This is a genomic window from Brotaphodocola sp. (genome assembly GCF_983179755.1).
Genome location: NZ_CFAHBC010000014.1, coordinates 19,661 through 43,606, shown reverse-complemented (window position 1 = coordinate 43,606; position 23,946 = coordinate 19,661). Strand labels below are relative to the sequence as shown.

General features: G+C 48.1%; 24 protein-coding genes. 21 read left to right on the top strand and 3 right to left on the bottom strand.

The window, feature by feature from the left end; genetic code table 11:
- The first annotated feature begins 178 nt into the window (after positions 1-178).
- From AC4EVX_RS07070 to purD, 16 genes are all read left to right on the top strand, one after another.
- Positions 179-1,885, top strand: coding sequence for an ABC transporter permease (locus AC4EVX_RS07070; RefSeq protein ID WP_177977002.1), 1,707 nt, complete (start codon positions 179-181; stop codon positions 1,883-1,885).
- 59 nt (positions 1,886-1,944) lie between these two features.
- Positions 1,945-3,021 (top strand): ABC transporter ATP-binding protein, encoded by a 1,077-nt coding sequence (locus tag AC4EVX_RS07065; protein WP_177977003.1) that lies wholly within the window; start codon positions 1,945-1,947, stop codon positions 3,019-3,021.
- Positions 3,022-3,135: 114 nt separating this feature from the next.
- Positions 3,136-4,008 (top strand): histidine kinase, encoded by an 873-nt coding sequence (locus tag AC4EVX_RS07060; protein WP_177977004.1) that lies wholly within the window; start codon positions 3,136-3,138, stop codon positions 4,006-4,008.
- Positions 3,980-4,747 carry a response regulator gene (locus AC4EVX_RS07055; protein WP_177977005.1) on the top strand — a complete coding sequence of 256 codons (768 nt, stop codon included), beginning with the start codon at positions 3,980-3,982 and terminating at the stop codon, positions 4,745-4,747. The genes AC4EVX_RS07060 and AC4EVX_RS07055 overlap by 29 nt, the downstream gene beginning before the upstream one ends.
- 118 nt (positions 4,748-4,865) lie before the next feature.
- Positions 4,866-5,594, top strand: a complete 729-nt coding sequence (locus AC4EVX_RS07050) for a YebC/PmpR family DNA-binding transcriptional regulator (RefSeq protein WP_177977006.1) — start codon at positions 4,866-4,868, stop codon at positions 5,592-5,594.
- Between the two features lie 393 nt (positions 5,595-5,987).
- Positions 5,988-6,575, top strand: a complete 588-nt coding sequence (locus AC4EVX_RS07045) for a nitroreductase family protein (protein WP_177976782.1) — start codon at positions 5,988-5,990, stop codon at positions 6,573-6,575.
- 430 nt (positions 6,576-7,005) lie between these two features.
- Positions 7,006-8,208 (top strand): NRAMP family divalent metal transporter, encoded by a 1,203-nt coding sequence (locus tag AC4EVX_RS07040; RefSeq protein WP_490159864.1) that lies wholly within the window; start codon positions 7,006-7,008, stop codon positions 8,206-8,208.
- Positions 8,209-8,334: 126 nt separating this feature from the next.
- Complete coding sequence (gene pxpB, locus AC4EVX_RS07035; protein ID WP_177976784.1) at positions 8,335-9,063, top strand: 5-oxoprolinase subunit PxpB; 729 nt, start codon at positions 8,335-8,337, stop codon at positions 9,061-9,063.
- Position 9,064: 1 nt separating this feature from the next.
- On the top strand, positions 9,065-10,072 hold the full coding sequence (locus tag AC4EVX_RS07030) for a 5-oxoprolinase subunit C family protein (RefSeq protein ID WP_308451087.1): 1,008 nt from the start codon (positions 9,065-9,067) through the stop codon (positions 10,070-10,072).
- 81 nt (positions 10,073-10,153) lie between these two features.
- Complete coding sequence (gene accB, locus AC4EVX_RS07025; RefSeq protein ID WP_177976785.1) at positions 10,154-10,594, top strand: acetyl-CoA carboxylase biotin carboxyl carrier protein; 441 nt, start codon at positions 10,154-10,156, stop codon at positions 10,592-10,594.
- Positions 10,595-10,613: 19 nt separating this feature from the next.
- Positions 10,614-11,960: an acetyl-CoA carboxylase biotin carboxylase subunit gene (accC, locus tag AC4EVX_RS07020; protein ID WP_177976786.1), complete on the top strand. Its 1,347-nt coding sequence runs from the start codon at positions 10,614-10,616 to the stop codon at positions 11,958-11,960.
- 58 nt (positions 11,961-12,018) lie between these two features.
- Positions 12,019-12,786, top strand: coding sequence for a LamB/YcsF family protein (locus AC4EVX_RS07015; protein WP_308451045.1), 768 nt, complete (start codon positions 12,019-12,021; stop codon positions 12,784-12,786).
- A 244-nt stretch (positions 12,787-13,030) separates the two neighbouring features.
- Positions 13,031-13,543: a 5-(carboxyamino)imidazole ribonucleotide mutase gene (gene purE, locus AC4EVX_RS07010; RefSeq protein WP_308451046.1), complete on the top strand. Its 513-nt coding sequence runs from the start codon at positions 13,031-13,033 to the stop codon at positions 13,541-13,543.
- Positions 13,544-13,639: 96 nt separating this feature from the next.
- Positions 13,640-14,671: a phosphoribosylformylglycinamidine cyclo-ligase gene (purM, locus tag AC4EVX_RS07005; protein WP_177977140.1), complete on the top strand. Its 1,032-nt coding sequence runs from the start codon at positions 13,640-13,642 to the stop codon at positions 14,669-14,671.
- Complete coding sequence (purN, locus tag AC4EVX_RS07000; RefSeq protein WP_177977139.1) at positions 14,665-15,261, top strand: phosphoribosylglycinamide formyltransferase; 597 nt, start codon at positions 14,665-14,667, stop codon at positions 15,259-15,261. Before purM ends, purN begins: the two co-directional genes overlap by 7 nt.
- A gap of 111 nt (positions 15,262-15,372) precedes the next feature.
- Complete coding sequence (gene purD / locus AC4EVX_RS06995; RefSeq protein WP_490159863.1) at positions 15,373-16,647, top strand: phosphoribosylamine--glycine ligase; 1,275 nt, start codon at positions 15,373-15,375, stop codon at positions 16,645-16,647.
- Between the two features lie 77 nt (positions 16,648-16,724).
- On the opposite strand, the gene AC4EVX_RS06990 is transcribed toward purD, so the two are convergent.
- Entirely contained in the window at positions 16,725-18,092 is a 1,368-nt protein-coding gene (locus tag AC4EVX_RS06990) for a sodium-dependent transporter (protein ID WP_490159862.1), read from the bottom strand.
- Positions 18,093-18,416: 324 nt separating this feature from the next.
- Here AC4EVX_RS06990 and AC4EVX_RS06985 point away from each other — a divergent pair, with 324 nt between their 5' ends.
- Complete coding sequence (locus tag AC4EVX_RS06985; RefSeq protein ID WP_490159861.1) at positions 18,417-19,364, top strand: AEC family transporter; 948 nt, start codon at positions 18,417-18,419, stop codon at positions 19,362-19,364.
- On the opposite strand, the gene AC4EVX_RS06980 is transcribed toward AC4EVX_RS06985, so the two are convergent.
- On the bottom strand, positions 19,361-19,873 hold the full coding sequence (locus AC4EVX_RS06980) for a GNAT family N-acetyltransferase (RefSeq protein WP_177978465.1): 513 nt from the start codon (positions 19,871-19,873) through the stop codon (positions 19,361-19,363). The genes AC4EVX_RS06985 and AC4EVX_RS06980 overlap by 4 nt on opposite strands.
- A 302-nt stretch (positions 19,874-20,175) precedes the next feature.
- Here AC4EVX_RS06980 and thrH point away from each other — a divergent pair, with 302 nt between their 5' ends.
- The 4 genes from thrH (at position 20,176) to galE (ending at position 23,169) form a co-directional block, all read left to right on the top strand.
- A complete protein-coding gene (thrH, locus tag AC4EVX_RS06975; protein ID WP_177978467.1) occupies positions 20,176-20,781 on the top strand; it encodes a bifunctional phosphoserine phosphatase/homoserine phosphotransferase ThrH in 606 nt (201 codons plus the stop codon).
- Between the two features lie 33 nt (positions 20,782-20,814).
- Positions 20,815-20,988, top strand: coding sequence for a hypothetical protein (locus AC4EVX_RS06970; RefSeq protein ID WP_490159860.1), 174 nt, complete (start codon positions 20,815-20,817; stop codon positions 20,986-20,988).
- A gap of 276 nt (positions 20,989-21,264) precedes the next feature.
- A complete protein-coding gene (gene sigK, locus AC4EVX_RS06965) occupies positions 21,265-21,906 on the top strand; it encodes an RNA polymerase sporulation sigma factor SigK (protein ID WP_308451053.1) in 642 nt (213 codons plus the stop codon).
- A gap of 240 nt (positions 21,907-22,146) precedes the next feature.
- Positions 22,147-23,169, top strand: a complete 1,023-nt coding sequence (gene galE, locus AC4EVX_RS06960; protein WP_308451054.1) for a UDP-glucose 4-epimerase GalE — start codon at positions 22,147-22,149, stop codon at positions 23,167-23,169.
- Positions 23,170-23,283: 114 nt separating this feature from the next.
- On the opposite strand, the gene AC4EVX_RS06955 is transcribed toward galE, so the two are convergent.
- A complete protein-coding gene (locus AC4EVX_RS06955) occupies positions 23,284-23,823 on the bottom strand; it encodes a DUF4364 family protein (RefSeq protein ID WP_177976884.1) in 540 nt (179 codons plus the stop codon).
- Positions 23,824-23,946: the final 123 nt, after the last annotated feature.

Below are 23,946 nucleotides of genomic sequence, written 5' to 3'. Positions count from 1 at the left end.
GTAATCGTCAGTCATAGAGAGTCCGATCGGTTTTTCTGATTGGAAAGTGTGACGGAATGTCTGCCGCGCGGTACTGCGAAAGCGGTTCCGCGCGGTTTTTGCGTCCGTCTGATGCTTGTGAGAGATGACCGTAAGGATAACAATCAGGTGTGTTTCTTGTTAGAAAGGGGGACTGGCTGTGGCCAGAAGACAAAGCGCTGACCTTGAGCGTAAAAAATTTTTCTCAGATCCGATTTTGATCAGTATGATTGTGGTATTGTTGATCTTTTTGTCCCTGTTTATTCTGTATCCGCTTCTGATGCTTCTGGTGGACAGCTTTTATGCAGAGGGACATCTTACATTGGATGTATTTAAGCGTGTATTGAGCCTCGAGCGGTTTCGGAATGCATTTCGCAACACCCTGGTGCTCGGCGTGATCACCGGTTTAGCTTCGACGGCGATCGGACTTCTGTTCGCCTATGTGGAAGTCTATGTAAAGCTCAAGACGAAGATCCTTGAAAAGCTCTTTGGTCTTGTGTCGATGCTTCCGGTTGTTTCCCCGCCGTTTGTGCTCTCACTGTCGATGATCATGCTTTTTGGACGAAGCGGTATCATCACGCGATCCATGCTTCACATCTATGATTCCAACGTGTACGGCTTAAAGGGAATCGCGATCGTGCAGACGCTGACGTTCTTCCCGGTCTGCTATCTGATGCTCAAGGGACTTTTAAAGAACATTGATCCTTCTCTTGAGGAGGCAACCCGTGATATGGGTGCGACGAGATGGAAGGTATTTACGAGTGTAACATTTCCGCTTCTTCTTCCGGGACTTGGAAATGCGTTTCTCGTAACGTTTATCGAGTCGGTTGCAGACTTTGCAAACCCGATGCTGATCGGTGGTTCGTATGATACGCTTGCGACAACGATCTACCTGCAGGTAACCGGAGCTTACGACTCGACGGGTGCAGCGGCGATGTCCGTTGTTCTTCTGTCCCTGACCGTGATTCTTTTCCTGATTCAGAAGTATTACCTCGAGAAGAAGACTGCGGCAACCCTGACCGGAAAGGCATCGAGAATGCGTATGCTGATCGAGGACAAGAGTGTGACGACTCCGCTGACAATCTTCTGTGGAATCGTGGCAGCCTTCGTTCTTTTGATGTACATCATGGTTCCGTTCGGTGCTCTGTTTACGTTGTGGGGACGTGATTATACACTGAGCCTCAAGTGGTTCCAGTATATGTTTAAGACGAGCGGACTCAAGGCGTTTAAGGATTCCTTCGTGCTCTCCCTGATCTCCGCACCGATCACCGCCTTTTTGTCGATGGTGATTTCCTATCTCGTGGTAAAGAAACGCTTCCGCGGACGCAGTTTCATTGAGTTTGTCTCGATGCTTGCGATGGCAGTTCCGGGAACCGTTCTCGGTATTGGATATATTCGCGGTTATGCAAACGGACTGTTCCGGAGTGGAGTTTTAAGCAGTCTCTACGGAACCGGAGTGATCCTCGTCATCGTTTTCGTTGTGCGAAGCCTTCCGACCGGAACACGAAGCGGAATTTCCGCTCTTCGCCAGATTGATAAGTCGATTGAGGAGTCTGCCTATGATATGGGTGCAAACTCCGCGCGAGTTTTTATGACTGTGACGCTTCCACTGATCAAGGATTCGTTCTTCAGTGGACTTGTAACTGCATTTGTGCGAAGCATCACTGCAATCTCCGCAATCATTCTTCTCGTGACTCCGGATTTCCTGCTGATCACCTGTCAGATCAATGAGCAGGCAGAGAAAGGAAACTACGGTGTCGCATGTGCGTATGCAACCGTGCTGATCGCGATTACCTACGGAGCGGTTCTTCTGATGAATCTGATGATGAAGTTCTTTGGAGTCAGCCGGAAGATGAAAGAGGAGTAAGACTGTCAGAGAAACTCGAATGAAATGTGGAAAATAGAATCAGGCAGGAGGAAAACAGGATGGAAAAAAAGAAAAAAGGTGTCCGTCTGGAACATATTTCTAAAATTTATAATGACCCGAAAACAGGAAAAGAATTCTATGCCGTTCATGACGCAGACTTAAATATTGAGCCGGGAACCTTCGTGACTCTGCTTGGACCGTCCGGATGCGGAAAGACGACAATCCTCAGAATGATTGCCGGATTTGAGAGCCCGGATGAGGGGGAGATCTACCTTGACAATCAGCCGATCAACGGTCTGACACCGAACAAGAGAGATACCGCAATGGTATTCCAGAGCTATGCACTTCTTCCGCATTACAACGTCTTCGACAACGTGGCTTACGGTCTGAAAATACGAAAGGTTCCGAAAGATGAAATACGCGAGAAGGTGCTCAACATCCTTAAACTCGTGGAGATGGAGGGAATGGAGTCCCGAATGACAAACCAGCTTTCCGGAGGTCAGCAACAGCGAGTTGCGCTTGCGCGTGCTCTTGTGCTTGAACCGGGCGTGCTCCTGTTTGATGAACCGCTTTCAAACCTTGATGCAAAACTTCGTGTGACGATGCGTACCGAGATCCGGAAGATTCAGCAGAAGGTCGGAATCACCGCAATCTATGTTACCCATGACCAGTCGGAGGCGATGAGTATTTCCGATAAGATCATCATCATGAGCAAGGGAAAAGTCGAGCAGATCGGAACACCGAGAGAGATCTACTATCATCCCAATTCCCGTTTTGTCGCAGACTTCATCGGTGAGGCAAACTTCCTCGATGCACAGGTTCTCGAGGCGGGAGAGGAAAAGGCAAAGATTCTCGTCGCAGGTGAGACGCTTGAGGTCAACAATTTTGCCCATGCCAAAGCCGGAGACAAGAGTGAGCTTGTTCTTCGACCGGAGGCAGTCAGCCTTTCTGAGAGTGGTGTGATTGAGGGAACCGTGACGCTCTCGACGTTCATGGGTTCTTACCAGTATTATCAGTTGAGTGTGGGGGGGATGGAGATCCAGATCACCGATTACAATCCGGTCAATCGCCGGATTTATGAGACAGGCGAGAGAGCTTTCCTTGACTTTGACCCGAGAGGTGTTTATATTTTATAACATCGAGAGGATGATATCGATATGGCGTCGACCGGAATATCGGCTAAAATACGGATGCCGAATATCGCGTCGACGCAGAGTCGACTTGAAAAAGTCAGAGAGGAATGAGGCGTCATGTGGTCATGGTTTGGAAGAAAGAGGGAAGTGCAGAGACGGGAAGATTGTGAACGGATTTTGAGGGGGCTTAGGCAGGTTCAGAGCGGAAATCTTGAGACGGAGATCCGGGTTGATTCTGATCCGAATCTTGCCGAAATTGCAGATGCCTGCAATGAGATGATTGAGAGCCTGCGCCGAGAGCGCGAGTCTGCGCGCCAGATGGCAGAGCTTGTGGCGGCAGCGCAGAACAAACAGCTTGAGTCCCAGTTCAATCCGCATTTCCTCTATAACACGCTTGAGAACATCCGCTACATGTGTCGTCTCGATCCTTCGTCCGCAGAGCAGATGGTTCGAGATCTGTCCGGGCTGATGCGCTACAGTCTGGAAAACAGTGGGGGAGAAGTGATTCTCTCGGAAGATCTTGATCATCTGTCTCGTTATCTTGCGATCTTGAAATGCAGGTTTGGGGAGCGGTTTCAGTTTACAACCGAGATCAGCGAGCAGGCGCTCTCATGTTGGATTCCGAAACTTGTGCTTCAGCCGATGATCGAGAATGCGGTCAAGTATGGATTTGGCGGAAAGAAAAAAGAGATTCATGTCAATTTGAAGGCTTACTGTCATGAGGGAACATTGTTTTTACTTTGCAGGGATGATGGCATGGGAATGAGCCAGAGTGCACTCAAGAATCTGGCAGATCTTCTCGAACAGAGGGAGAATACCAGCCGTCATTCCGGTCTTTATAACATTCACCGGAGAATTGGTCTGCTCTACGGGCGTCCGTATGGAGTGAAGATTCGGAGCTTGGAGGGAGAGGGAACCACTCTTGTCGTGACGATTCCGGTGCACGAGGGGGAAGAGAAAGATGCTACGGATTCTGATCGCAGAGGATGAAGATGTGATCCGAAGGGGGCTCGTCTGTACGACCGACTGGCTTTCGATGGACTGCGTTGTCGTGGCGGAGGCCTCGGATGGTCAGGAGGGACTCGAAAAGATTCTTGAGAGTCGTCCGGATGTCGTGATTGCGGATATTTGTATGCCCTGTCTTGACGGGATTGAGATGATCCGTCAGGCAGAGGGGACTTTGCGGTTTAAGAGCATTCTTCTGACGAGCTATGAGGATTTTGAGTTTGCGAAGCGGGCGATTGAGGCAAAGGTCAGTGCCTATCTCCTGAAACCCGTTGATGAGGAGGAGCTGGCGCGTGTGATTGTGCAGATTCAAAAGGAGATCGATTTAGAGAGGCGGGCAGAGCGCGCTCTTCGGAAAACGGAGGAGGAGAGTGTCGAGACGGCGACGAAGAATGTCCGTGTGATGGAGAATGGCTACGTCGCAGATTGTATTCGCCGGATTCAGAAGGATTACCAGAAGCGTCTGAGTGTGGAGCAGATCGCAATGGAGCTTGGAGTCAGTGCGAGCTACTTGAGCCGAAAGTTCAAGGAAGCGACGGGACAGACATTTTTGGACTTCTTAAATCGCTACCGGGTCCAGCAGGCGACAGCACTTTTGGAGACGGGAAGATACCGGATCTCGGAGATCTCGGAGGCGACGGGATTCTCGGATTACAAGCATTTCTGCGCGGTATTTAAGAAATATACATCAAAATCGCCGACAAAATTTCAGCAGGAGTATTGATCTTATGTCTTTTTGGTGTTAGAATGATAAAGATGTTTTGTCGTGAGATCACGACAGTTTCCGCAGAGTAGTGCGGATGAGGACGAGAAGAGAAAGATAGATAAGGAGCTGTTATTTTATGTCAGGACATTCTAAATTTGCCAATATCAAGCACAAAAAAGAGAGAAACGACGCTGCTAAGGGTAAAGTATTTACCGTAATCGGACGTGAGATCGCTGTAGCTGTAAAAGAGGGCGGTCCAGACCCGGCTAACAACAGCAAACTGCGTGATGTAATTGCGAAGGCAAAGGCAAACAACATGCCCAACGATACCATCGACCGCGGAATCAAGAAAGCTGCCGGCGATGCAAACTCTGTAAACTATGAGGTACTGACCTACGAAGGTTACGGCCCGAACGGTGTTGCAATCATCGTAGATACCCTGACCGACAACAAGAACCGTACCGCAGCAAATGTGAGAAGCGCATTTACCAAGGGTGGCGGAAATGTAGGCGCACAGGGAAGCGTATCCTTCATGTTCGACAAGAAGGGTCAGATCGTGATTGATAAGGAAGAGTGCGAGATGGATCCGGATGAGCTGATGATGCTGGCTCTGGATGCTGGCGCAGAGGACTTCTCCGAGGAGGAGGACAGCTTCGAGGTGATCACTGCTCCGGAGGACTTCAGTGCAGTTCGCGAGGCTCTTGAGAAAGAGGGCATCCCGATGATGGAGGCTGATGTCACGATGATCCCGCAGACCTGGGTTGAGCTGAGCGCTGAGGATGATATCAAGCGCATGAACCGTATCCTGGATCTTCTGGATGCAGACGACGACGTTCAGGCTGTTTACCACAACTGGGACGAGTAAGAAGAATTTGAGTTTAATTTTATATTGCGAAGTTTACGTGTTGCAAACTTTACAAAGAGACTCCCTCTCTGGCATTTGATGAATGCCGGGAGGGAGTTTTTGGTTACTGTACACGGGTAGGCATTTTCTGAACTGAAAATGCCGTATGATACAGTGGTGGTAGCAGATTTTGCCGATTTGGAATGCGAAGCATCGGCAAAATCCGTTGCTGTTTGCGCAATGCGTGAACAGTAACAATTTTTGTTTGGGTTCGATATTTTTTATATATAAAAGAGATGACAAGGTGATAGGAAAAGCGCTAGAATAAAGAGGAGTAATCAGAGACTCCAAGATGTAGGATCGTATACAGAAAGTGTTGAGGAACACTTGGAGAAAAGAAAGGAAGAGAGCGCAATGTTAAAGGACCTTTTGAAAAAGAACCGCAGTTACCGTGGCTACAACGAGGAGAGACAGGTGACGGAGGAGGAGCTGACTGACCTTGTGGACTGTGCAAGACTTTGCCCGTCATCGATCAATGGACAGCCGTTTCGCTATTATCTTGCATGGAAGAAGGAAGAGGTGGATCGGATTCAGGCGCAGACGAAGTGGGCGAGAGCTTTAAAGGATCTCACACTTCCGCATCCGGGGATGTGTCCGACAGCATTTATTGTGATCTGTCAGGATACTCGTCTGGGCGCAAATCTGAATACGTACCAGAAGGATGTCGGAATTGTCGCACAGACCATGTTGCTCTCTGCGACAGAGAAGGGACTTGGTGGATGCATGATCGGCAGTTTTAATGCCGGAGGAATCAGGGAAGAACTGAAACTGCCGGAGTATCTGGTTCCGATGCTGGTTGTCGCAATCGGAGAGCCGAAGGAGACGATTGTACTCAAGGAGATCGATGAGGGTGAGAGCATTGCTTATTACCGGGATGAGAACGATGTTCACTACGTTCCGAAGAGAAAGCTTAAGGATATCATTCTGAAAGCAGAGGAGTAAAATGCAAAATCTTGTCGGATCTGTCGGAATGACGGAAACTCATTAAAAACCTTTTGTAAAGCCGGAAAAAAATGAAAAAAAACGGGGCATTGACTTTGAAAAAATAAGTTTCAAATAGGAAATGCCCCATTTACTATGTGAAAAAGTGCAAAAAGAGGGGGTCTTTTTGAAAAAAATAAACATTTGGGTTGCAATTTTCAGAAATGTAGGGTATACTATGTTCCAATGGGAAGGCGAAGATGCTTTGAAAGCGTAATTCGTCTGCCCATTTTTTATTTCATAGATCCAAAGGAGTGGCATCCTCTGTGAAATGAAGGCTTTCGCGGGAAATCCCAGGAAAATTTCTAGCGGAAGAAAAGTTCCACATACAGAGAAAACGTGCGGGAATGCGTTTCCTGTATGAAAATTTTATCCGACAGGAGGGCTTTATATGAGTGAAAAGAAAAAAGGCGGTGGCGCACTTTTAGGTGCAGCATTCTTGATGGCAACATCTGCAATCGGACCAGGTTTCCTTACTCAGACATCCACATTTACGGGTCAGTACCATGGAAGTTTCGGCTTCGTCATCTTGGTATCGGTTATTCTGGCGGCAATCGCACAGATTAATATCTGGCGTGTTCTCTGTATCACGGCTCTGCGCGGTCAGGAAGTGGCAAACAAGGTTCTCCCGGGACTGGGTTATTTTGTAGCCTTCATGGTTGTTCTCGGTGGTCTCGTCTTCAACATCGGTAACGTCGGTGGTGGAGCACTTGGACTGAACACTCTGCTCGGTGTTCCGACAACGGTTGGATACATCATCGCAGGAGCAATCGCAATTGCGGTATTCCTGTTTAAGAACGCAAAGGCAGCGATGGATACGCTGACCAAGGTTCTCGGCGCAGTCATGATTGTGGTTATCTTTATTGTAATTATTGTAGTTAAGCCTCCGGTAGGAGAGGCAGTGACAAATACATTTGCACCGTCAACCGGTATTCAGCCGTTGTTCCCGGCAATCCTGACCCTGATGGGCGGAACCGTCGGCGGTTACATAACATTCGCAGGAGCACACAGACTGATCGATGCCGGTATCACCGGTAAAGAAAATCTGAACGAGGTAAACAGAAGTTCTGTAATGGGTATGCTGATTGCAACCGTTGTTCGTATCTTCCTTTTCCTCGCAGTTCTCGGTGTTGTTGCAAAGGGCGCAGAGCTTGATGCTTCCAACCCGGCAGCAAGTGCATTCCGTCAGGGTGCAGGTGAGCTCGGTTACCGTTTCGCAGGACTGGTTCTTCTGTGTGCAGCAGTTACCTCGATCATCGGTGCAGCTTACACCTCTGTTTCCTTCTTAAAGACCTTCAGCAAATCGATTGAGAAGAATGAGAATGCAGTCATCATCGCGTTCATCGTGGTTTCCACAGCAATCATGGTTGTTCTTGGAAATCCGGCAACTCTTCTGGTTGTCGCAGGTGCATTCAACGGACTGATCCTTCCGATCACCCTTGGTATCTGCCTGATCGCTTCCCAGATGAAGTCGATCATGGGAGAAGATTATCATCATCCGACGATCCTTCTGGTTCTTGGAATTATCGTGGTAATCTTATCCGCATACATGGGAATTCCGACCTTCGTGACGAAGATGGGCGGTCTGTTCTAATTTGAGAAATTGATGGAAATGGGCGCAGTTTTGTGGCTGTGTCCATTTTCCGATTCATTAAAAACAATTCATCTAAAAATTGATTATTCAAAAGACCTTTTTAAATGAAAGAAGGAGATTCTTGGCATGAGTGAAATCAGTATTCTGACAGCAGGTGACAGTTCCCTGTTGATTCAGTTTGGAAATGAGATCAGCCCAGAGATCAACCAGAGAATCAAGGCGACGGTTCAGCTGATGAGAGAACAGCACATTGAGGGTGTTCTCGATGTGATTCCGGCATTCTGCTCTCTGTTGATCAACTACGATCCGCGTGTAATCTCTTACAGCGAGATCACAAAGCGAATGAGAAAACTTCTGAAAGTGGAGACGAAGGCAGGAGATGAAAAGAAGAAAGTCTTCGAGATTCCGGTTTGTTATGGCGGAAAGTATGGTCCGGATCTGGCATACATCGCAGAGCATGCGGGAATGACGGAGGAGGAAGTCATCGCCCTGCACAGCTCGAAGGATTATCTGATCTATATGCTCGGATTTCTTCCGGGATTCTGTTACCTCGGCGGACTCGATGAACGCCTTCACACTCCGCGACTGGCAACCCCGAGAATCAAGATTGACGCGGGAAGCGTCGGAATCGGTGGTTCTCAGACCGGTATTTATCCGATGGATTCACCGGGTGGCTGGCAGTTGATGGGAATGACTCCGGTGAAGACCTACGATCCGGAGCGCGAAGTTCCGATTCTTGTGGAAGCTGGTGATTACATTCGATTCGTTCCGGTGGACGAGGAAGAATATCTGCGAATAAAGGAACTGGTCGAGCGGGGAGAATATGAGTGTACCGTTCGCGAAGGTGAGGTGTAATATGGGAATCCGTATCTTAAAAGCCGGACTGCTCACAACCGTTCAGGATCTCGGAAGAACGGGATACCAGAGCCAGGGATTCGGCGTTTCGGGCGTTATGGATGTCCGGTCATTTAAAATAGCAAATCTTCTGATTGATAATCCGGAGAATGAGGCCGTTTTGGAGTTCACTCTGATCGGTCCGACCCTGGAATTCACCTCTGCTTCGATCATCGCGATCACAGGAGGAGATTTCCATCCGGAAGTAAACGGAGAGCCGGTGCCGATGTACACCGCCCTCTATATGAATAAGGGAGACATCCTGAAATTTGGAAGTGCAAGAACCGGAAGCCGTGGTTACATCGCCTTTTCCGGTTATTTAAAAATCCCGGTAGTCATGGGAAGCCGATGCACGAGCTTAAAGAGTAAGATCGGTGGTTTCAAGGGAAGAAAGCTGATGGAGGGAGATTACATCAGTTTCCGAATCAAGAGAAACTACCTTCCTTTTTTCCTCTCAAGAAAGCTCAATCTCAATGAGTTCGATCAGGAGAGTGTGACTCTTCGCGTGGTCATGGGACCGCAGAACGATATGTTCAGCAAGCAGGGAATCCGCAATTTCCTGAACGAGGAGTTCACGGTGACGAGTGATTTTGACCGAATGGGTTGCCGACTCGAGGGACCGTTCATCGCGCCGAAGACGACATCCGACATCATCTCAGAGGGAATTGCCCTCGGTTCGATTCAGGTTCCGTCACACGGCAAGCCGATTATTCTGCTCGCAGACCGCCAGACGACAGGCGGATATGCAAAGATTGCGACCGTGATCAGCGTGGATATCCCGAAGCTGGTACAGAGAAAAACGGATCACAAGATTCGTTTTCAGGAGGTTTCGGTTGAGGAAGCACAGCATCTGTATCAGGAGGAAGAGAAAGAGCTTGCCGCTATGCGCATGCAGATCCACAAGCCGTGTAAGGAAGTTCTCGAGTGCAGACAGGTTGCAAAGCGCCTGAGAAGACTCTTTGCTGATTAAAGATTTAAAGATGGGAATTTATTTAAGTCATTTTGCGATTTCAGAACATCGATGAAAAATAGGGATAAGGAGATTGTTCATATGGATTTAGAGAAGATTGAAGGACTGGTAAAAATTATTGAGAATTCTTCCCTGACGGAGTTTTCGATCAAGGATGGCGATACAAAGATTACGATGAGCAAGCTGACTCATCCGCCGGTAGTGACGACCGGAATTGCGCCGACTCCGGTTCCGGCAACTGCACAGCCGACCGCAGAGACAAAGGAAGAGGAGGCAGATGACATCGAGCTGATCCTCGCTCCGATCGTCGGTACGTTTTACTCAGCATCTGCGCCGGACGTTCCGGCATTTGTAAAAGTCGGAGATCGCGTGAAGAATGGTCAGACGGTATGTATTCTTGAGGCAATGAAACTGATGAATGAGATCCAGTGCGACTATGACTGCGAGATCGAGGCTGTTCTTGTGAGCAACGAGCAGAAAGTAGAATACGGTCAGCCACTGTTCCGTGTAAGGAAATTATAAGAGCGGGGAGGAGCGGACGATGTTTGAAAAAATACTGATTGCCAATCGAGGCGAGATTGCGGTCCGCATCATCCGGGCGTGCAGAAATATGGGAATCCGCAGTGTTGCGGTGTATTCAAAGGAAGATCAGGACAGTCTTCATGTCCAGCTCGCGGATCAGAGAATCTGTATCGGTGAGGGACCTGCGAAAAACAACTATCTGAACATGGATCAGATTATTATGGCAGCAAAAAACATGGGTGCGGATGCGATTCATCCGGGCTATGGATTCCTGTCAGAGAACAGTGAATTTGTGCGCCGATGCAAGGAAAATGGCATTGCGTTCATCGGTCCGGAGGCAGATGTCATCGATCGTATGGGAAACAAGTCCCATGCGAGAAAGACAATGATGGATGCAGGTGTTCCGGTTGTTCCGGGAACGAGAGAGCCGGTCTATGACGCTGAGGTCGGAAAGAAGCTGGCGAAAGAGATCGGTTATCCGGTGATGATCAAGGCTTCCTCCGGTGGTGGCGGAAAGGGCATGCGTGTCGCTGAGAATGAGGACGAGTTTGAGTTCCAGTTTGGAATGGCACAGAGAGAGTCTGCAAATGCATTCGGTGACGATACGATGTACATTGAACGTTATATACAGAATCCGCGCCATGTTGAGATTCAGATCATGGCAGATTCGTTCGGAAATGTGGTTGCTCTCGGAGACAGAGACTGTTCCGTGCAGAGAAATCACCAGAAGCTGATTGAGGAATCCCCGTCCCCGGCAGTAAGCGATGAGATGCGTGCAGAGATGAACAAGTATGCGATTCTTGCAGCAAAGACGGTTGGCTACACGAATGCCGGAACAATCGAATTCATCGTTGATCCGAAGGGGCACTTCTATTTCATGGAGATGAATACGAGAATCCAGGTTGAGCACGGTGTTACGGAGATGGTGACCGGAACTGATCTGATTATCGAGCAGATCCGTGTGGCAATGGGAGAACCACTGAGCTTTACGCAGGAGGATGTGCGCCCGAGAGGTCATGCGATCGAGTGCAGAATCAATGCGGAGATCCCGGAGAAGAACTTTATGCCGAGCCCGGGTGTTGTCAGACACCTTCATCTTCCGGCAGGAAATGGAGTTCGCGTTGATACCGGACTTTACACCGGATACCGGATTCCGTCCGAGTACGACTCGATGATCGCAAAGGTGATCGTGCATGCTCCGACGAGAGAGGCGGCGCTGATGAAGATGCGCTCTGCACTCAATGAGATGCTTGTGATCGGTGTGGAGACGAATCTGGATTTCCAGTATCAGATTATGAGACATCCGATTTTTGCAGAAGGAAAGGCAGATACCGGATTTATCGAGAATGCCATGCATATCAAATAAAGATGGCGCTGGTATGATATGTATAGATATAGGCCAGGGAAGACGGGAGGAGAAGACAATGTATCGTGTAGATTTGAACAGCGATCTTGGAGAGAGCTTTGGACGTTATACACTCGGAATGGATGACAAGGTGATTCCGTTAATCACATCTGCAAACGTGGCATGTGGATTTCATGCATCCGATCCGGTTGTGATGAAGAAGACGATTGAGATGGCAAAGGAGGCAGGCATCCGTGTCGGAGCACATCCGGGATATCCGGATCTGATGGGATTCGGCCGTCGAAACATGAATGTCTCTCCGGCGGAGGCGAAGGCCTACACCCTTTACCAGATTGGCGCTCTGGATGCATTCTGTAAGGCATCCGGTGTGGAGATGCAACATGTAAAACCGCATGGCGCTTTCTATAACATGGCAGCAAAGGATTACAAGCTCGCAAAGGGAATCTGTGAGGCAATTGCAGAGTACAACCCGAAGCTGATTCTGATGGCACTTGCAGGAAGTGAGATGATCCGTGCAGGACAGGACTGCGGACTGCGCACCGCATCTGAGGTTTTTGCAGACCGTGCCTATGAGGAGGACGGAACGCTCGTGGCAAGAACGAAAGAGGGCGCAATGATCACCGATGAGAATGAGGCGATTGCACGCGTGATCCGCATGGTCAAGGAGCAGAAGGTTCAGGCAATCACCGGAAGGGACATCTCCCTGAAGGCAGATTCGATCTGCGTACATGGAGATGGAGCAAGTGCACTTGCATTTGTCGCAAAGATCCGCGAGTCGTTTGCGCGCGAGGGTATCGAAATCTGCCCGCTTGCAGATATCGTATAATTCAGAGTGGATGCGCAGTGATAGTGAGTTTGAAGTAATTCAGAGATTCTGATAGGAAGAATTTTTGAGGGAGTGAGACAGAATTTTCGTTCTGCTCACTCCATTTTTTGTTCTTTCATAGGAAACTTCGTCCCATTCCCTATTGACGTTGTAAAAAAAATCAGTTATGATATTGATAAGTAATAATTCATTTACAAGCACTAATTATAAGAATTACTAATATAATAATAAAGGAGAGCTTACAATGGCAAAAGTAGGAATTGTGATGGGAAGCGACTCTGATATGCCGATTATGGCAAAGGCAGCAGAGATTCTGGACAAGTTTGGAATTGATTATGAGATGACGATTATTTCTGCACACCGTGAGCCGGATGTATTTTTTGACTGGGCAAAGTCCGCAGAGGGAAAAGGAATCAAGGTGATTATCGCAGGTGCCGGAAAGGCAGCTCATCTTCCGGGTATGTGCGCAGCACTCTTCTCCCTTCCGGTTATCGGAATTCCGATGAAGACTTCCGATCTTGGCGGAGTGGATTCTCTCTATTCGATCGTGCAGATGCCGTCCGGAATTCCGGTTGCAACCGTGGCAATCAACGGCGGTGCAAATGCAGGAATTCTTGCAGCGAAGATGCTTGCAATGTCTGATGAGGCTCTCCTCGAGAAAGTAAAGGCATATGCAGAGAACTTAAAGAACGATGTTGTGAAGAAGGCAGAGAAGCTCGAGAACATCGGTTACAAGGAATATCTGGCACAGATGTAAGAAATTCGTGAGTGTGAAGGTACTGAACAGTCACATTTATTCTAAAAAACATGTAGAAAACACAGTCGCGGATCGGGCGACAGAACGGAGAAAAAGATGGATTATAAGAAAGCCGGAGTGGATATCGAAGCAGGTTACAAGTCAGTAGAGCTGATGAAAGAGCATGTAAAGAAAACCATGCGTGAGGAAGTATTAGGCGGTCTCGGCGGATTTTCCGGAGCATTTTCCCTCGCAAAGATCAAGGAGATGGAAGAGCCGGTTCTGCTGTCCGGAACGGATGGATGTGGTACGAAGGTAAAACTTGCAATCATCATGGACAAGCATGATACGATCGGTATCGATGCCGTAGCAATGTGCGTGAACGATATCGCATGTGCAGGCGGTGAGCCTCTGTTCTTCCTCGACTACATCGCATGTGGCAAGAACTATCCAGAGAAGATTGCAGACATCGTAAAAGGTGTGGCAGAGGGATGTCTCCAGTCTGAGGCAGCTCTGATCGGTGGTGAGACTGCGGAGCATCCGGGTCTGATGCCGGAGGAGGACTACGATCTGGCTGGTTTTGCAGTTGGTGTCTGCGATAAGAAAGAGATGATTACCGGCGAGCAGTTGAAGGCTGGCGATGTGCTGATCGGTATGGCTTCCACCGGTGTTCACTCCAATGGTTTCTCTCTGGTTCGTAAGGTATTTGAGAACGAGATGACGAAGGAAGGTCTTGACACTTACTACGACGAGCTTGGCAAGACCCTCGGTGAGGCTCTGCTTGCACCGACAAGAATCTATGTGAAGGCACTCAAGAGCGTGAAGAAGGCTGGTGTGAAAGTCAAGGCTTGCAGTCATATCACAGGTGGCGGTTTCTATGAGAATGTACCGCGTATGCTCAAGGAAGGTACCCGTGCAGTGATCAAGAAGGACAGCTATCCGGTTCCGCCGATCTTTGGAATGCTTGCAAAGAAGGGCGATGTCGCAGAAGAGATGATGTACAACACCTTCAATATGGGTATCGGAATGATCGTTGCAGTAGATCCGGCAGAAGTAGACAAGGCGATGAGCGCAATCCGTGAGACCGGAGATACCCCGTATGTGATCGGTTCGATCGAGGATGGCGAAAAGGGAGTGACCTTATGCTGAGAGTCGGAGTAATGGTTTCCGGAGGTGGAACGAACCTCCAGGCAATTCTGGATGCGGTGGACAGCGGAAAAGTCACGAATGCTGAGGTTGTGACCGTAATCAGCAACAATCCGAATGCCTATGCCTTAGAGCGTGCAAAGAAACATGGAATACCTGCAATCTGCATCTCCCCGAAGCAGTTTGAGACGCGCGAGGCATTCAACGAAGCTCTGCTTGAGCAGGTCGATGCATGCAACCTTGACCTGATTGTTCTTGCCGGTTTTCTCGTGAAGATTCCGGAGAAGATGGTCGAGAAGTACCAGCATCGGATCATCAACATTCATCCGTCCCTGATTCCGTCCTTCTGCGGAGTCGGCTATTATGGACTGAAAGTGCATGAAGCGGCTCTTGCGCGCGGAGTCAAGGTGACCGGAGCGACGGTTCACTTTGTGGATGGTGGAATGGACACCGGCCCGATTATTTTGCAGAAGGCGGTCGAGGTAGAAGAGGGCGATACGCCTGAGATTTTACAGCGCAGAGTCATGGAGCAGGCAGAGTGGGTGATTCTGCCGAAGGCGATTGATCTGATAGCAAACGGAAAAGTGAAATAGGATATACAGATCGAGCGTATAGATCAAAATCAAACGTATAGATCGAATATATAAAAAGAACATACAGGTAAAATATATAATAGGTAGAACATACAGACGGGAGGACACAGAATGAAAGTTCTGGTTGTTGGTGGCGGTGGCAGAGAGCACGCAATTGTGTGGAAACTGGCAGAGAGCCCGAAAGTAGATAAGATTTACTGTGCACCGGGCAATGCAGGAATTGCAGAGCTTGCAGAGTGCGTAAATATCGGTGTGATGGAGTTTGACAAGCTCGCAGAGTTTGCAAAGGAGCATGAGGTGGATCTGACAGTTGTCGCACCGGATGATCCGCTTGCAGGTGGCGCGATCGATGTGCTTGAGAAAGCCGGACTGCGCGCATTCGGACCGAGAGCAAACGCAGCGATTCTCGAGGGATCGAAGGCATTCTCGAAAGATCTGATGAAGAAATACGGCATTCCGACGGCAACTTACGAGACTTTCGACACGCCGGAGTCCGCACTCGAGTATTTGGAGACGGCTAAGATGCCGATCGTACTCAAGGCAGATGGTCTTGCACTCGGAAAAGGTGTGCTGATCTGCATGAACCGCGAGGAGGCAAAGGCAGGTGTGAAGACGCTGATGCTTGACAAGCAGTTCGGTTCTGCCGGAAACCGCATCGTTGTTGAGGAGTTTATGACCGGACGCGAGGTCTCGGTTCTGTCCTTTGTGGATGGAAAGACGATCCGCATCATGACTTCCGCTCAGGATCACAAGCGCGCGAAGGATGGCGATCAGGGACTCAATACCGGTGGTATGGGAACCTTCTCTCCGAGCCCATTCTACACCGAGGAAGTCGATGCATTCTGTCGGGAACACATCTATCAGCCGACGGTTGATGCGATGAGAGCAGAGGGCAGAGAGTTCAAGGGAATCATTTTCTTTGGACTGATGCTGACCGCGGAGGGTCCAAAGGTGCTCGAGTACAATGCACGTTTCGGTGATCCGGAGACCCAGGTTGTGCTTCCGCGCATGAAGAACGATCTGTTTGAAGTGTTTGAGGCATGCATCGATGGAACTCTCGATCAGGTGGAGCTGGAGTTTGAGGATAATGCGGCGGTTTGCGTGATGCTTGCATCCGACGGTTATCCGGAGCACTACGAGAAGGGCTACCCGATCAGCGGTCTTGAGAAATTCAAGGATGCAGAGGGCTACTATGCGTTCCATTCCGGTACAAAGTTCGATGAGAACGGACGCATTGTGACAAATGGAGGACGAGTGCTCGGCGTGACCGCACTCGGCAAAGACCTCAAAGAAGCTCGCGCGAATGCTTATCAGGCAACAGAGTGGGTGGAGTTTGAGAACAAGTACATGCGCCACGATATCGGACATGCAATCGACGAAGTGTAGGATGTGATGTGCTGAGATACTTACACATATATAAAAACGGGGATACGACACAGCGTTGTGTCGTATCCCCGTTTTTATTACATCGAGATCCATCCAAATGCATTTGCCACAGAGCTGATCAGAATGATTCCTGCAAACAGCGGGCACAGATAACGGATCATGAAAAGGAAAATCTTTTTACGGCGGAAGGGCTGTCCATTCAAGGTAACCTCTTCCTCAATTTTTTCGACACCTACGACTCTTGACACGAACAGGCAGGTCGCAATCGCTGCGATCGGCATCATGACCGAATTTGTCAGGAAATCAAAAAAGTCCAGAAACTGCATGCCGATGATTGTTACATTTGCGAGCGGTCCGTATCCAAGGCAGGAGAGTGTGCCGAGAAGAATCATGATAATTCCCATAAATACGGTTGATTTCTTTCGACTCCAGTGAAGTTCGTCCTCAAACGTGGAGACAGCACTCTCCGTCAGTGCAATCGAACTTGTCACTGCGGCAAACAGGACGAGCAGGAAGAACAGGATACCGACTCCGGTTCCAAATCCCATGTTTGCAAAGACCTTAGGAATTGTGATGAACATCAGTGCCGGTCCGGCCTGAAGCGTGTCAGGATCTCCACCGGAGAACGCAAAGACTGCCGGAATGATCATCAGACCAGCCATGATTGCGATTGCGGTGTCGAAAATCTCAACGTGCTGGGTGGAATCCTCGATCGAAGTCTCCTTTTTCATGTAGGAACCGAAGGTAATCAGGATTCCCATTGCAATCGAGAGCGAGTAGAACATCTGTCCCATCGCAGATACAACCGTCATCCACGAAAAATGTGCGACATTTGGGATGAGGAAGTATTTCACACCATCAAGCGCACCCGGTCTCGTCGTGGAATAGATCGCAATGATGACGGACAGTACAACCAGGATCGGCATCATGAATTTGGAAACGCGCTCAATTCCGTTTCGGACACCGGCATAGATGATGCCGAGGGTAAAAAACGTAAATACGATGAAACAGATCTCCGTGGAAAGTCCGTTGGAAATAAAGCTGGAGAAATATCCGTCAGAAGCGAGTGTCTGCGCATTTCCTCTCAGATACTCAAACAGGTATTTGATAACCCATCCGCCAATGACGGAATAGTACGGCACAATCAGAATCGGAATGATTGCATTGATCCATCCGCCAAATGATCGAGCTTTTGATTTTCCAAAACTCTGAAATGCACCTACCGGACTTTTCTTTGTCATGCGTCCGAGTGAGGTCTCTGCGATGATGATGGAGTAACCGAAGGTCAGTGCAAGGATGATATAGACGAGCAGAAAGATTCCGCCTCCATATTTTGCTGCCAGATATGGAAATCTCCATATGTTTCCCAGTCCCACAGAAGCGCCGGCGGCAGACAGGACAAAGCCGAGCTTTCCGGAGAAGGTACTTCTCTTGTGTTTGTGCATAATAATAACCCCTTCTGTATTTATAAAAATAACCTGGATGTAGCACAAGAAAAGGCGGAGTACCTGAATTCCATGATATAGATGAACTTATGAGTAATCCTAACCTTTTGTGCATGAGAATTAGTGTACCACAAGAGAGAAGGAAAATCAATTTGAATACACTGGAAAAGAGTTTTCGGATGCCATTTTATTTGACAATGAGAGTGAATGGTGGCAAAATAAAAAGACGTAACCGTATGAATAAAAAGAACCCCTGATAATGATTTTGTGAGTGAAAACTCAAATGTTCAGGGTAGCTTTGGGGAGTACTCGGAAGGAGAAAAAATGGAAAATCTGATTTTTAGTTTGAACGCCACAATTCCCATCTTTTTATTGATGGTTTTGGGCGTTTTTTTTCGTCGCGTTGGGCTGATCAAGGGGGAGCTGATCGGCGGTCTCAACCAGTTTGTGTTTAAGGCAGCATTGCCCGTTTTGCTGTTTGGCGACCTCGCAGTGGAAGATTTTACCTCTGTCTGGGATACACGCTTTGTCGTGTTCTGTTTTGGCACAACACTTTTAAGCATCACAATTGTTTATCTGATCTCGCTGACACTCAAGGATTCCTCGATTCGAGGAGAATTTGTGCAGGGATCATATCGAAGCAGCGCAGCGATTCTTGGAATTGCGTTTATCAAAAATATTTATGGCACATCGGGAATGGCACCGCTGATGATTGTCGGAAGTGTCCCGCTCTACAATGTGATGGCGGTGGTGGTTCTCTCCTTTATGCGTCCGGGACAGAGTGGGATGAGTGATCCGACCCTGCTTAAAAAGACTCTTCGCGGAATTGCGACAAACCCGATTATTCTGGGAATTTTTTTCGGAGCCCTGTGGTCAGTACTCAAGATCCCGATGCCAGCAATCATGCTAAAGACAGTCAATACTCTTGGCGGAATGGCAACTCCGCTCGGACTTATGGCGATGGGAGCCGGATTTGACTGGAAACAGGCAAAACGTGGAATGGGATCGGCATTCCTTGGCAGTTTTATGAAACTATTTGGACTCTGCGCGATCTTTCTTCCCGTGGCAGTCTTCTTCGGCTTCCGGGAGGCAAAATTGATTGCGATTCTCGTCATGCTTGGCTCAAGTACGACGGTCAGCAGTTATGTCATGGCGCGCAATATGGGACACGCCGGAATTCTCACCTCAAGCATTGTCGCATTGACGACCTGCGGAAGTGCGTTTTCGTTGACGTTCTGGTTATATTTATTAAAGACATTAGAGTTGATTTAAAACTTCAACCGCATCTGGTACCACACGACATTGCCGTGTACGGACATCGAGATTCCCTCATTTTCAAATCCAAATGAGGAATAGTAAGGAATCAATTTATCTTTGCAGGTGAGCACAAGTCCTTTGCGTCCCTGTTCCTTTGCGTCGGAGATTGCCTGACGAAGCAATTCTCCGGCGTATCCTTTTTTCCGGCAGGAAGGGATCGTGTTGACACCAAAGATCATCTGCCAGTCGCCGGATTCATCGTGGAGTTCTGCGTGTTCATAGAGGTCATCGGTCAGATCTGCCTGATTTGTGACCATCCCATCCACAAAAGAGACGAGTTGTCCATTCTCAAACATCAGCCAGAAATGGTTGCCGTAAGCGCGAATCCGGCGTTCAAAATCTGCTTTTGAGGCTGCCTCGGCAGGAGGGAAACATTCAGCCTCCACTGCAGAGACAGCATTCAAATCATCAATCGAGGCGGTGCGGATGATTCGCCCGTCGTCCAGGAACTGTTCTTCTTTCATACGAAAAATCTCCAATCATTTATTTAAAATTTTTTTCTTACTATTTTAGAACGAATTTGCAAAACCATCAATCCCATTTTATCGGCACAAAAAGAGAAAATTACATTCCTGTTTGTAAAATACATAAAGAAACGCCTGACAGGTAACAGAAGTGAAAAAAACACAAGAAAACATAAGAAAATACAAGAAATCACGGAAAAATGAGGAAAAACAGGGTGGAAAAATTCAGCCTCCTGTGCTAAGATCATTAAAAATAAGATACAGGCATTTTGTCAGGCGTTTGCCGGGAGGAGAGAAAAATCATGTACATTACTTGTTTGGATTTAGAGGGAGTTCTGGTACCGGAGATCTGGGTAGCATTTGCAGAGGCGAGCGGAATTCCGGAGTTGAAGCGCACCACGAGAGATGAGCCGGATTACGACAAACTGATGAAGTGGAGACTGGGAATCCTCAAAGAGCATGGTCTTGGACTTAAGGAGATTCAAGAGACGATCGCGAAGATTGACCCGATGCCGGGTGCAAGAGAGTTCCTCGATGAACTGCGCGAGATGGGACAGGTGATCATCATCAGTGACACGTTCACACAGTTTGCAAAACCGCTGATGAAGAAGCTCGGCTGGCCGACGATTTTCTGCAACTCTCTCGAAGTCGCAGAGAATGGAGAGATCACCGGATTTAAGATGAGAATTGAAAATTCCAAGTATTCGACCGTGAAGGCACTCCAGTCGATCGGTTTTGAGACGATTGCAAGTGGAGACAGCTACAACGATCTCGGCATGATCGAGGCGAGCAAGGCAGGATTTTTATTCCGGAGCACCGAGCAGATCAAGAAGGATCATCCGGAGCTTCCGGCATATGAGACATATGACGAACTGCTTTCTGCAATCTGCCGTGCAGTCAATGAATAATCAAGTTCAATAATCAAGTTCGAAAGCCTTTACTTGACATCGGAAAATCACCTGATCGGAAGTCCGCTCCATCTCAAGCAGATCTTGCAGAATGTCGCAGGAAATGCAGTCAAATACAACAAGGACGGAGGAAGAATCCAGTTTTCTACGGAAGAGATTTCCTGTGAAGACGGATGTGGAATCGTAGAAAATGAGCAAAGAGAATGAGAACGTGCTTTGGTGCATAGCACATTCTCATTCCCATCAGGAAAAACGGAGTGACCTAGGGGGAGAACCCTGGAATTACAGAGCTGGTTCTCAGGGAATATTCGATTTAAGCCGGGGTAGTTCACTGTTGTCGGTTGTCTTTTATAGACTCGAATATAAGATTGGAAAAAACATAAAAATATAAAAGTAAACCGCAAATTCGGAAAAGCCGAAGATGCACTGGAAAAGCCACCGAAGCATACATTATCATGAGTAAGCTTCAGGGTGGCTTTTTCTGTGCAGACATTTCCAAAGCCTTTGACACCTGAAGAAGAACGTGCCTGCCTGAAACGCTTGAGAGAGGGAGATCGGGAGGCACGCAATATCCTGATTGAACGAAATTTGAGACTTGTGGCTCATGTGGTTAAAAAATATCAGAGTACAGACTATGAGACGGAGGATCTTCTGTCGGTGGGGACGATCGGTCTGATCAAGGCGGTGAATACGTTTCATCCGGAGCGGGGTTCGAAACTGGCGACATACTCGGCAAAGTGCATTGAGAACGAGATCCTTATGCTCTTGCGCGCGGGAAAGAAGTACAGCCGGGAGGTCTCGCTGTTCGAGCCGATTGGTCTTGATAAAGATGGGGAGGCAATCTCGCTTGTGGACGTGGTGCAGGCGGAAAACAAGGATTTCCTGGAAGAGATCATTCTTGATCAGGACGTCAGGGAGCTTTATGAAGCATTTGAGACCTGCTTGAGCGAGCAGGAGAAGACGGTCATCAGTATGCGATATGGTCTCTTGGGAAAACGGGCGTGGACGCAGAGGGAGATTGCAAAGCACTTGGGAATTTCTCGCTCCTATGTATCGAGAATCGAGAAGAAGGCGGTGCTGAAAATGCGGGCTTTTCTGTGCGCAGAAAAAATTTCTGCCAGATAAAATCAGATGAGAACAGGTAAAATTAGATTGATTTGTAAATCGAGGGGGAAGGAATTCCTCCTCAAATTTTGCGCAGAAAACGTGAAGAAAGAAGAAATAGAAAAACTTCGATAAAAGTTGAACGAATTCAGAAGAAAATATCATTGTTTTTCTTGGATTCTCCATTTATAATAAAAAACAGAGTTATTATTAATCTCATGAAATCTCAGTATTTTTGAGAACAGCAAAGAGGAGGACATTATGGCTACTATTTTGGTAACAGGCGGAGCCGGATATATTGGAAGTCATACCTGTGTGGAACTGTTGAATGCGGGCTACGAGGTGGTAGTGGTTGACAACCTGTGCAATTCCTGCAAGGAGTCATTAAAGCGTGTGGAGGAGATTACCGGAAAGCCGGTAACATTCTATGAGGCAGATCTTCTGGACGAGCCGGCACTTGAGCACATCTTCCAGAATGAGAAGATTGATGCAGTCATTCATTTTGCAGGTCTGAAGGCAGTTGGTGAGTCTGTATACAAGCCATTGGAGTATTATCACAACAATATCACCGGAACCCTGATCCTGTGTGATGTGATGCGCCGTCACGGAGTGAAGAATATCGTGTTCAGTTCTTCCGCAACCGTATACGGAGATCCGGCATTCATCCCGATCACCGAGGAGTGCCCGAAGGGTGAGATTACGAATCCTTACGGACGCACGAAGGGTATGCTTGAGCAGATTTTGACCGATCTTCACACCGCAGATCCGGAGTGGAAGGTTATGCTTCTTCGTTACTTCAACCCGATCGGAGCACACAAGTCCGGACGTATCGGCGAGAATCCGAAGGGAATCCCGAACAACCTGCTTCCATATGTAACCCAGGTTGCAGTAGGAAAGCTCGAGTGCCTCGGCGTATTCGGAAACGATTACAACACCCCGGATGGCACCTGTGTTCGTGACTACATCCATGTTGTAGACCTTGCAGACGGTCATGTGAAGGCTCTCGACAAGATGAGCAAGGAGCAGGGCGGTGTCTGGATTTACAACCTCGGAACCGGCGTTGGATACAGCGTACTCGATGTGATTCATGCATTTGAGGAAGCAAACAACCTCAAAGTCAACTATGTCTTCAAGGATCGCCGTGCAGGAGATGTTCCGGCATGCTACTGTGATCCGAGCAAGGCAGAGCGTGAGCTTGGCTGGAAGGCAAAGAACGGAATCAAGGAGATGTGCGAGGATTCCTGGCGTTGGCAGAAGAACAACCCGAACGGTTACGAAGAGTAAGAGATAAGAATAGGAAATCTGAACCGAAGCAAAATAAAAAAAGAAACTGCAAGAAACAGAAACAGGGGACAGTTAAGATGGCTGTCCCCTGAATTTTGAAAAATCAATCGTATCTTAATTTTCCGAGTCTTCTCCGCTTCCCATCAGCGTTTTCATGATATAGGCGTAGATCGTCTGGCTCTTGTCCTTCCATCGCGCACACATATCCTCCGCCTGCTCGCGGTCCGGCACAGAGATGCTTAAATCAATCAGCGTGCTTTTGCCCTCACGCACTTCGCAGTGGACGGTGTAGTCCTGACTCGTGGACTTAAAGTAGTCGGAGACAACGCCGACCTCATTTCTCATGCGCAGACGGTTCTCTTTCAGGTAGTGATCCATATCCTCGACGATCGCCGGGGAAATGTTCTTTCCAAAAAAACTTAACGTCTCCTCGCCCTCTTTCGTGATCATGTAGCGGGTCGTGTTGTGCGTGGACTCTGTGCGAACAAGTCCGGACTCCTGAAGCTCCTTGAGTGCCTGCTGGAGCGTAAAATAACTGGTGTATTCATGCTGTAAAAAAAAGTCAGTCAGCTGTGCGTTTGTCAGTGGAAAGCTGACCTGCCGGAGCATGTAGAGATTCATAAGTTTGTATAAAGTCATCGGTTCCGATAACATCATGATTAGCCTCTTTCCGTAAAGCAGTATTTGTATGCCTGCCTAGATTTTTTCTTTTTTCTTAATTTCTTAATCATAACAATTTAATCCTTTTAAATCAAGTAAAAATATGATAATATAGGG

Bases quoted from the DNA above. Each gene is read 5' to 3' on its own strand.
- AC4EVX_RS07065 (WP_177977003.1), top strand. From the start codon at position 1,945: ATGGAAAAAAAGAAAAAAGGTGTCCGTCTGGAACATATTTCTAAAATT.
- AC4EVX_RS07060 (WP_177977004.1), top strand. From the start codon at position 3,136: ATGTGGTCATGGTTTGGAAGAAAGAGGGAAGTGCAGAGACGGGAAGAT.
- AC4EVX_RS07055 (WP_177977005.1), top strand. From the start codon at position 3,980: ATGCTACGGATTCTGATCGCAGAGGATGAAGATGTGATCCGAAGGGGG.
- AC4EVX_RS07050 (WP_177977006.1), top strand. From the start codon at position 4,866: ATGTCAGGACATTCTAAATTTGCCAATATCAAGCACAAAAAAGAGAGA.
- AC4EVX_RS07045 (WP_177976782.1), top strand. From the start codon at position 5,988: ATGTTAAAGGACCTTTTGAAAAAGAACCGCAGTTACCGTGGCTACAAC.
- AC4EVX_RS07040 (WP_490159864.1), top strand. From the start codon at position 7,006: ATGAGTGAAAAGAAAAAAGGCGGTGGCGCACTTTTAGGTGCAGCATTC.
- pxpB (WP_177976784.1), top strand. From the start codon at position 8,335: ATGAGTGAAATCAGTATTCTGACAGCAGGTGACAGTTCCCTGTTGATT.
- AC4EVX_RS07030 (WP_308451087.1), top strand. From the start codon at position 9,065: ATGGGAATCCGTATCTTAAAAGCCGGACTGCTCACAACCGTTCAGGAT.
- accB (WP_177976785.1), top strand. From the start codon at position 10,154: ATGGATTTAGAGAAGATTGAAGGACTGGTAAAAATTATTGAGAATTCT.
- accC (WP_177976786.1), top strand. From the start codon at position 10,614: ATGTTTGAAAAAATACTGATTGCCAATCGAGGCGAGATTGCGGTCCGC.
- AC4EVX_RS07015 (WP_308451045.1), top strand. From the start codon at position 12,019: ATGTATCGTGTAGATTTGAACAGCGATCTTGGAGAGAGCTTTGGACGT.
- purE (WP_308451046.1), top strand. From the start codon at position 13,031: ATGGCAAAAGTAGGAATTGTGATGGGAAGCGACTCTGATATGCCGATT.
- purM (WP_177977140.1), top strand. From the start codon at position 13,640: ATGGATTATAAGAAAGCCGGAGTGGATATCGAAGCAGGTTACAAGTCA.
- purN (WP_177977139.1), top strand. From the start codon at position 14,665: ATGCTGAGAGTCGGAGTAATGGTTTCCGGAGGTGGAACGAACCTCCAG.
- purD (WP_490159863.1), top strand. From the start codon at position 15,373: ATGAAAGTTCTGGTTGTTGGTGGCGGTGGCAGAGAGCACGCAATTGTG.
- AC4EVX_RS06990 (WP_490159862.1), bottom strand. From the start codon at position 18,092: ATGCACAAACACAAGAGAAGTACCTTCTCCGGAAAGCTCGGCTTTGTC.
- AC4EVX_RS06985 (WP_490159861.1), top strand. From the start codon at position 18,417: ATGGAAAATCTGATTTTTAGTTTGAACGCCACAATTCCCATCTTTTTA.
- AC4EVX_RS06980 (WP_177978465.1), bottom strand. From the start codon at position 19,873: ATGAAAGAAGAACAGTTCCTGGACGACGGGCGAATCATCCGCACCGCC.
- thrH (WP_177978467.1), top strand. From the start codon at position 20,176: ATGTACATTACTTGTTTGGATTTAGAGGGAGTTCTGGTACCGGAGATC.
- galE (WP_308451054.1), top strand. From the start codon at position 22,147: ATGGCTACTATTTTGGTAACAGGCGGAGCCGGATATATTGGAAGTCAT.
- AC4EVX_RS06955 (WP_177976884.1), bottom strand. From the start codon at position 23,823: ATGTTATCGGAACCGATGACTTTATACAAACTTATGAATCTCTACATG.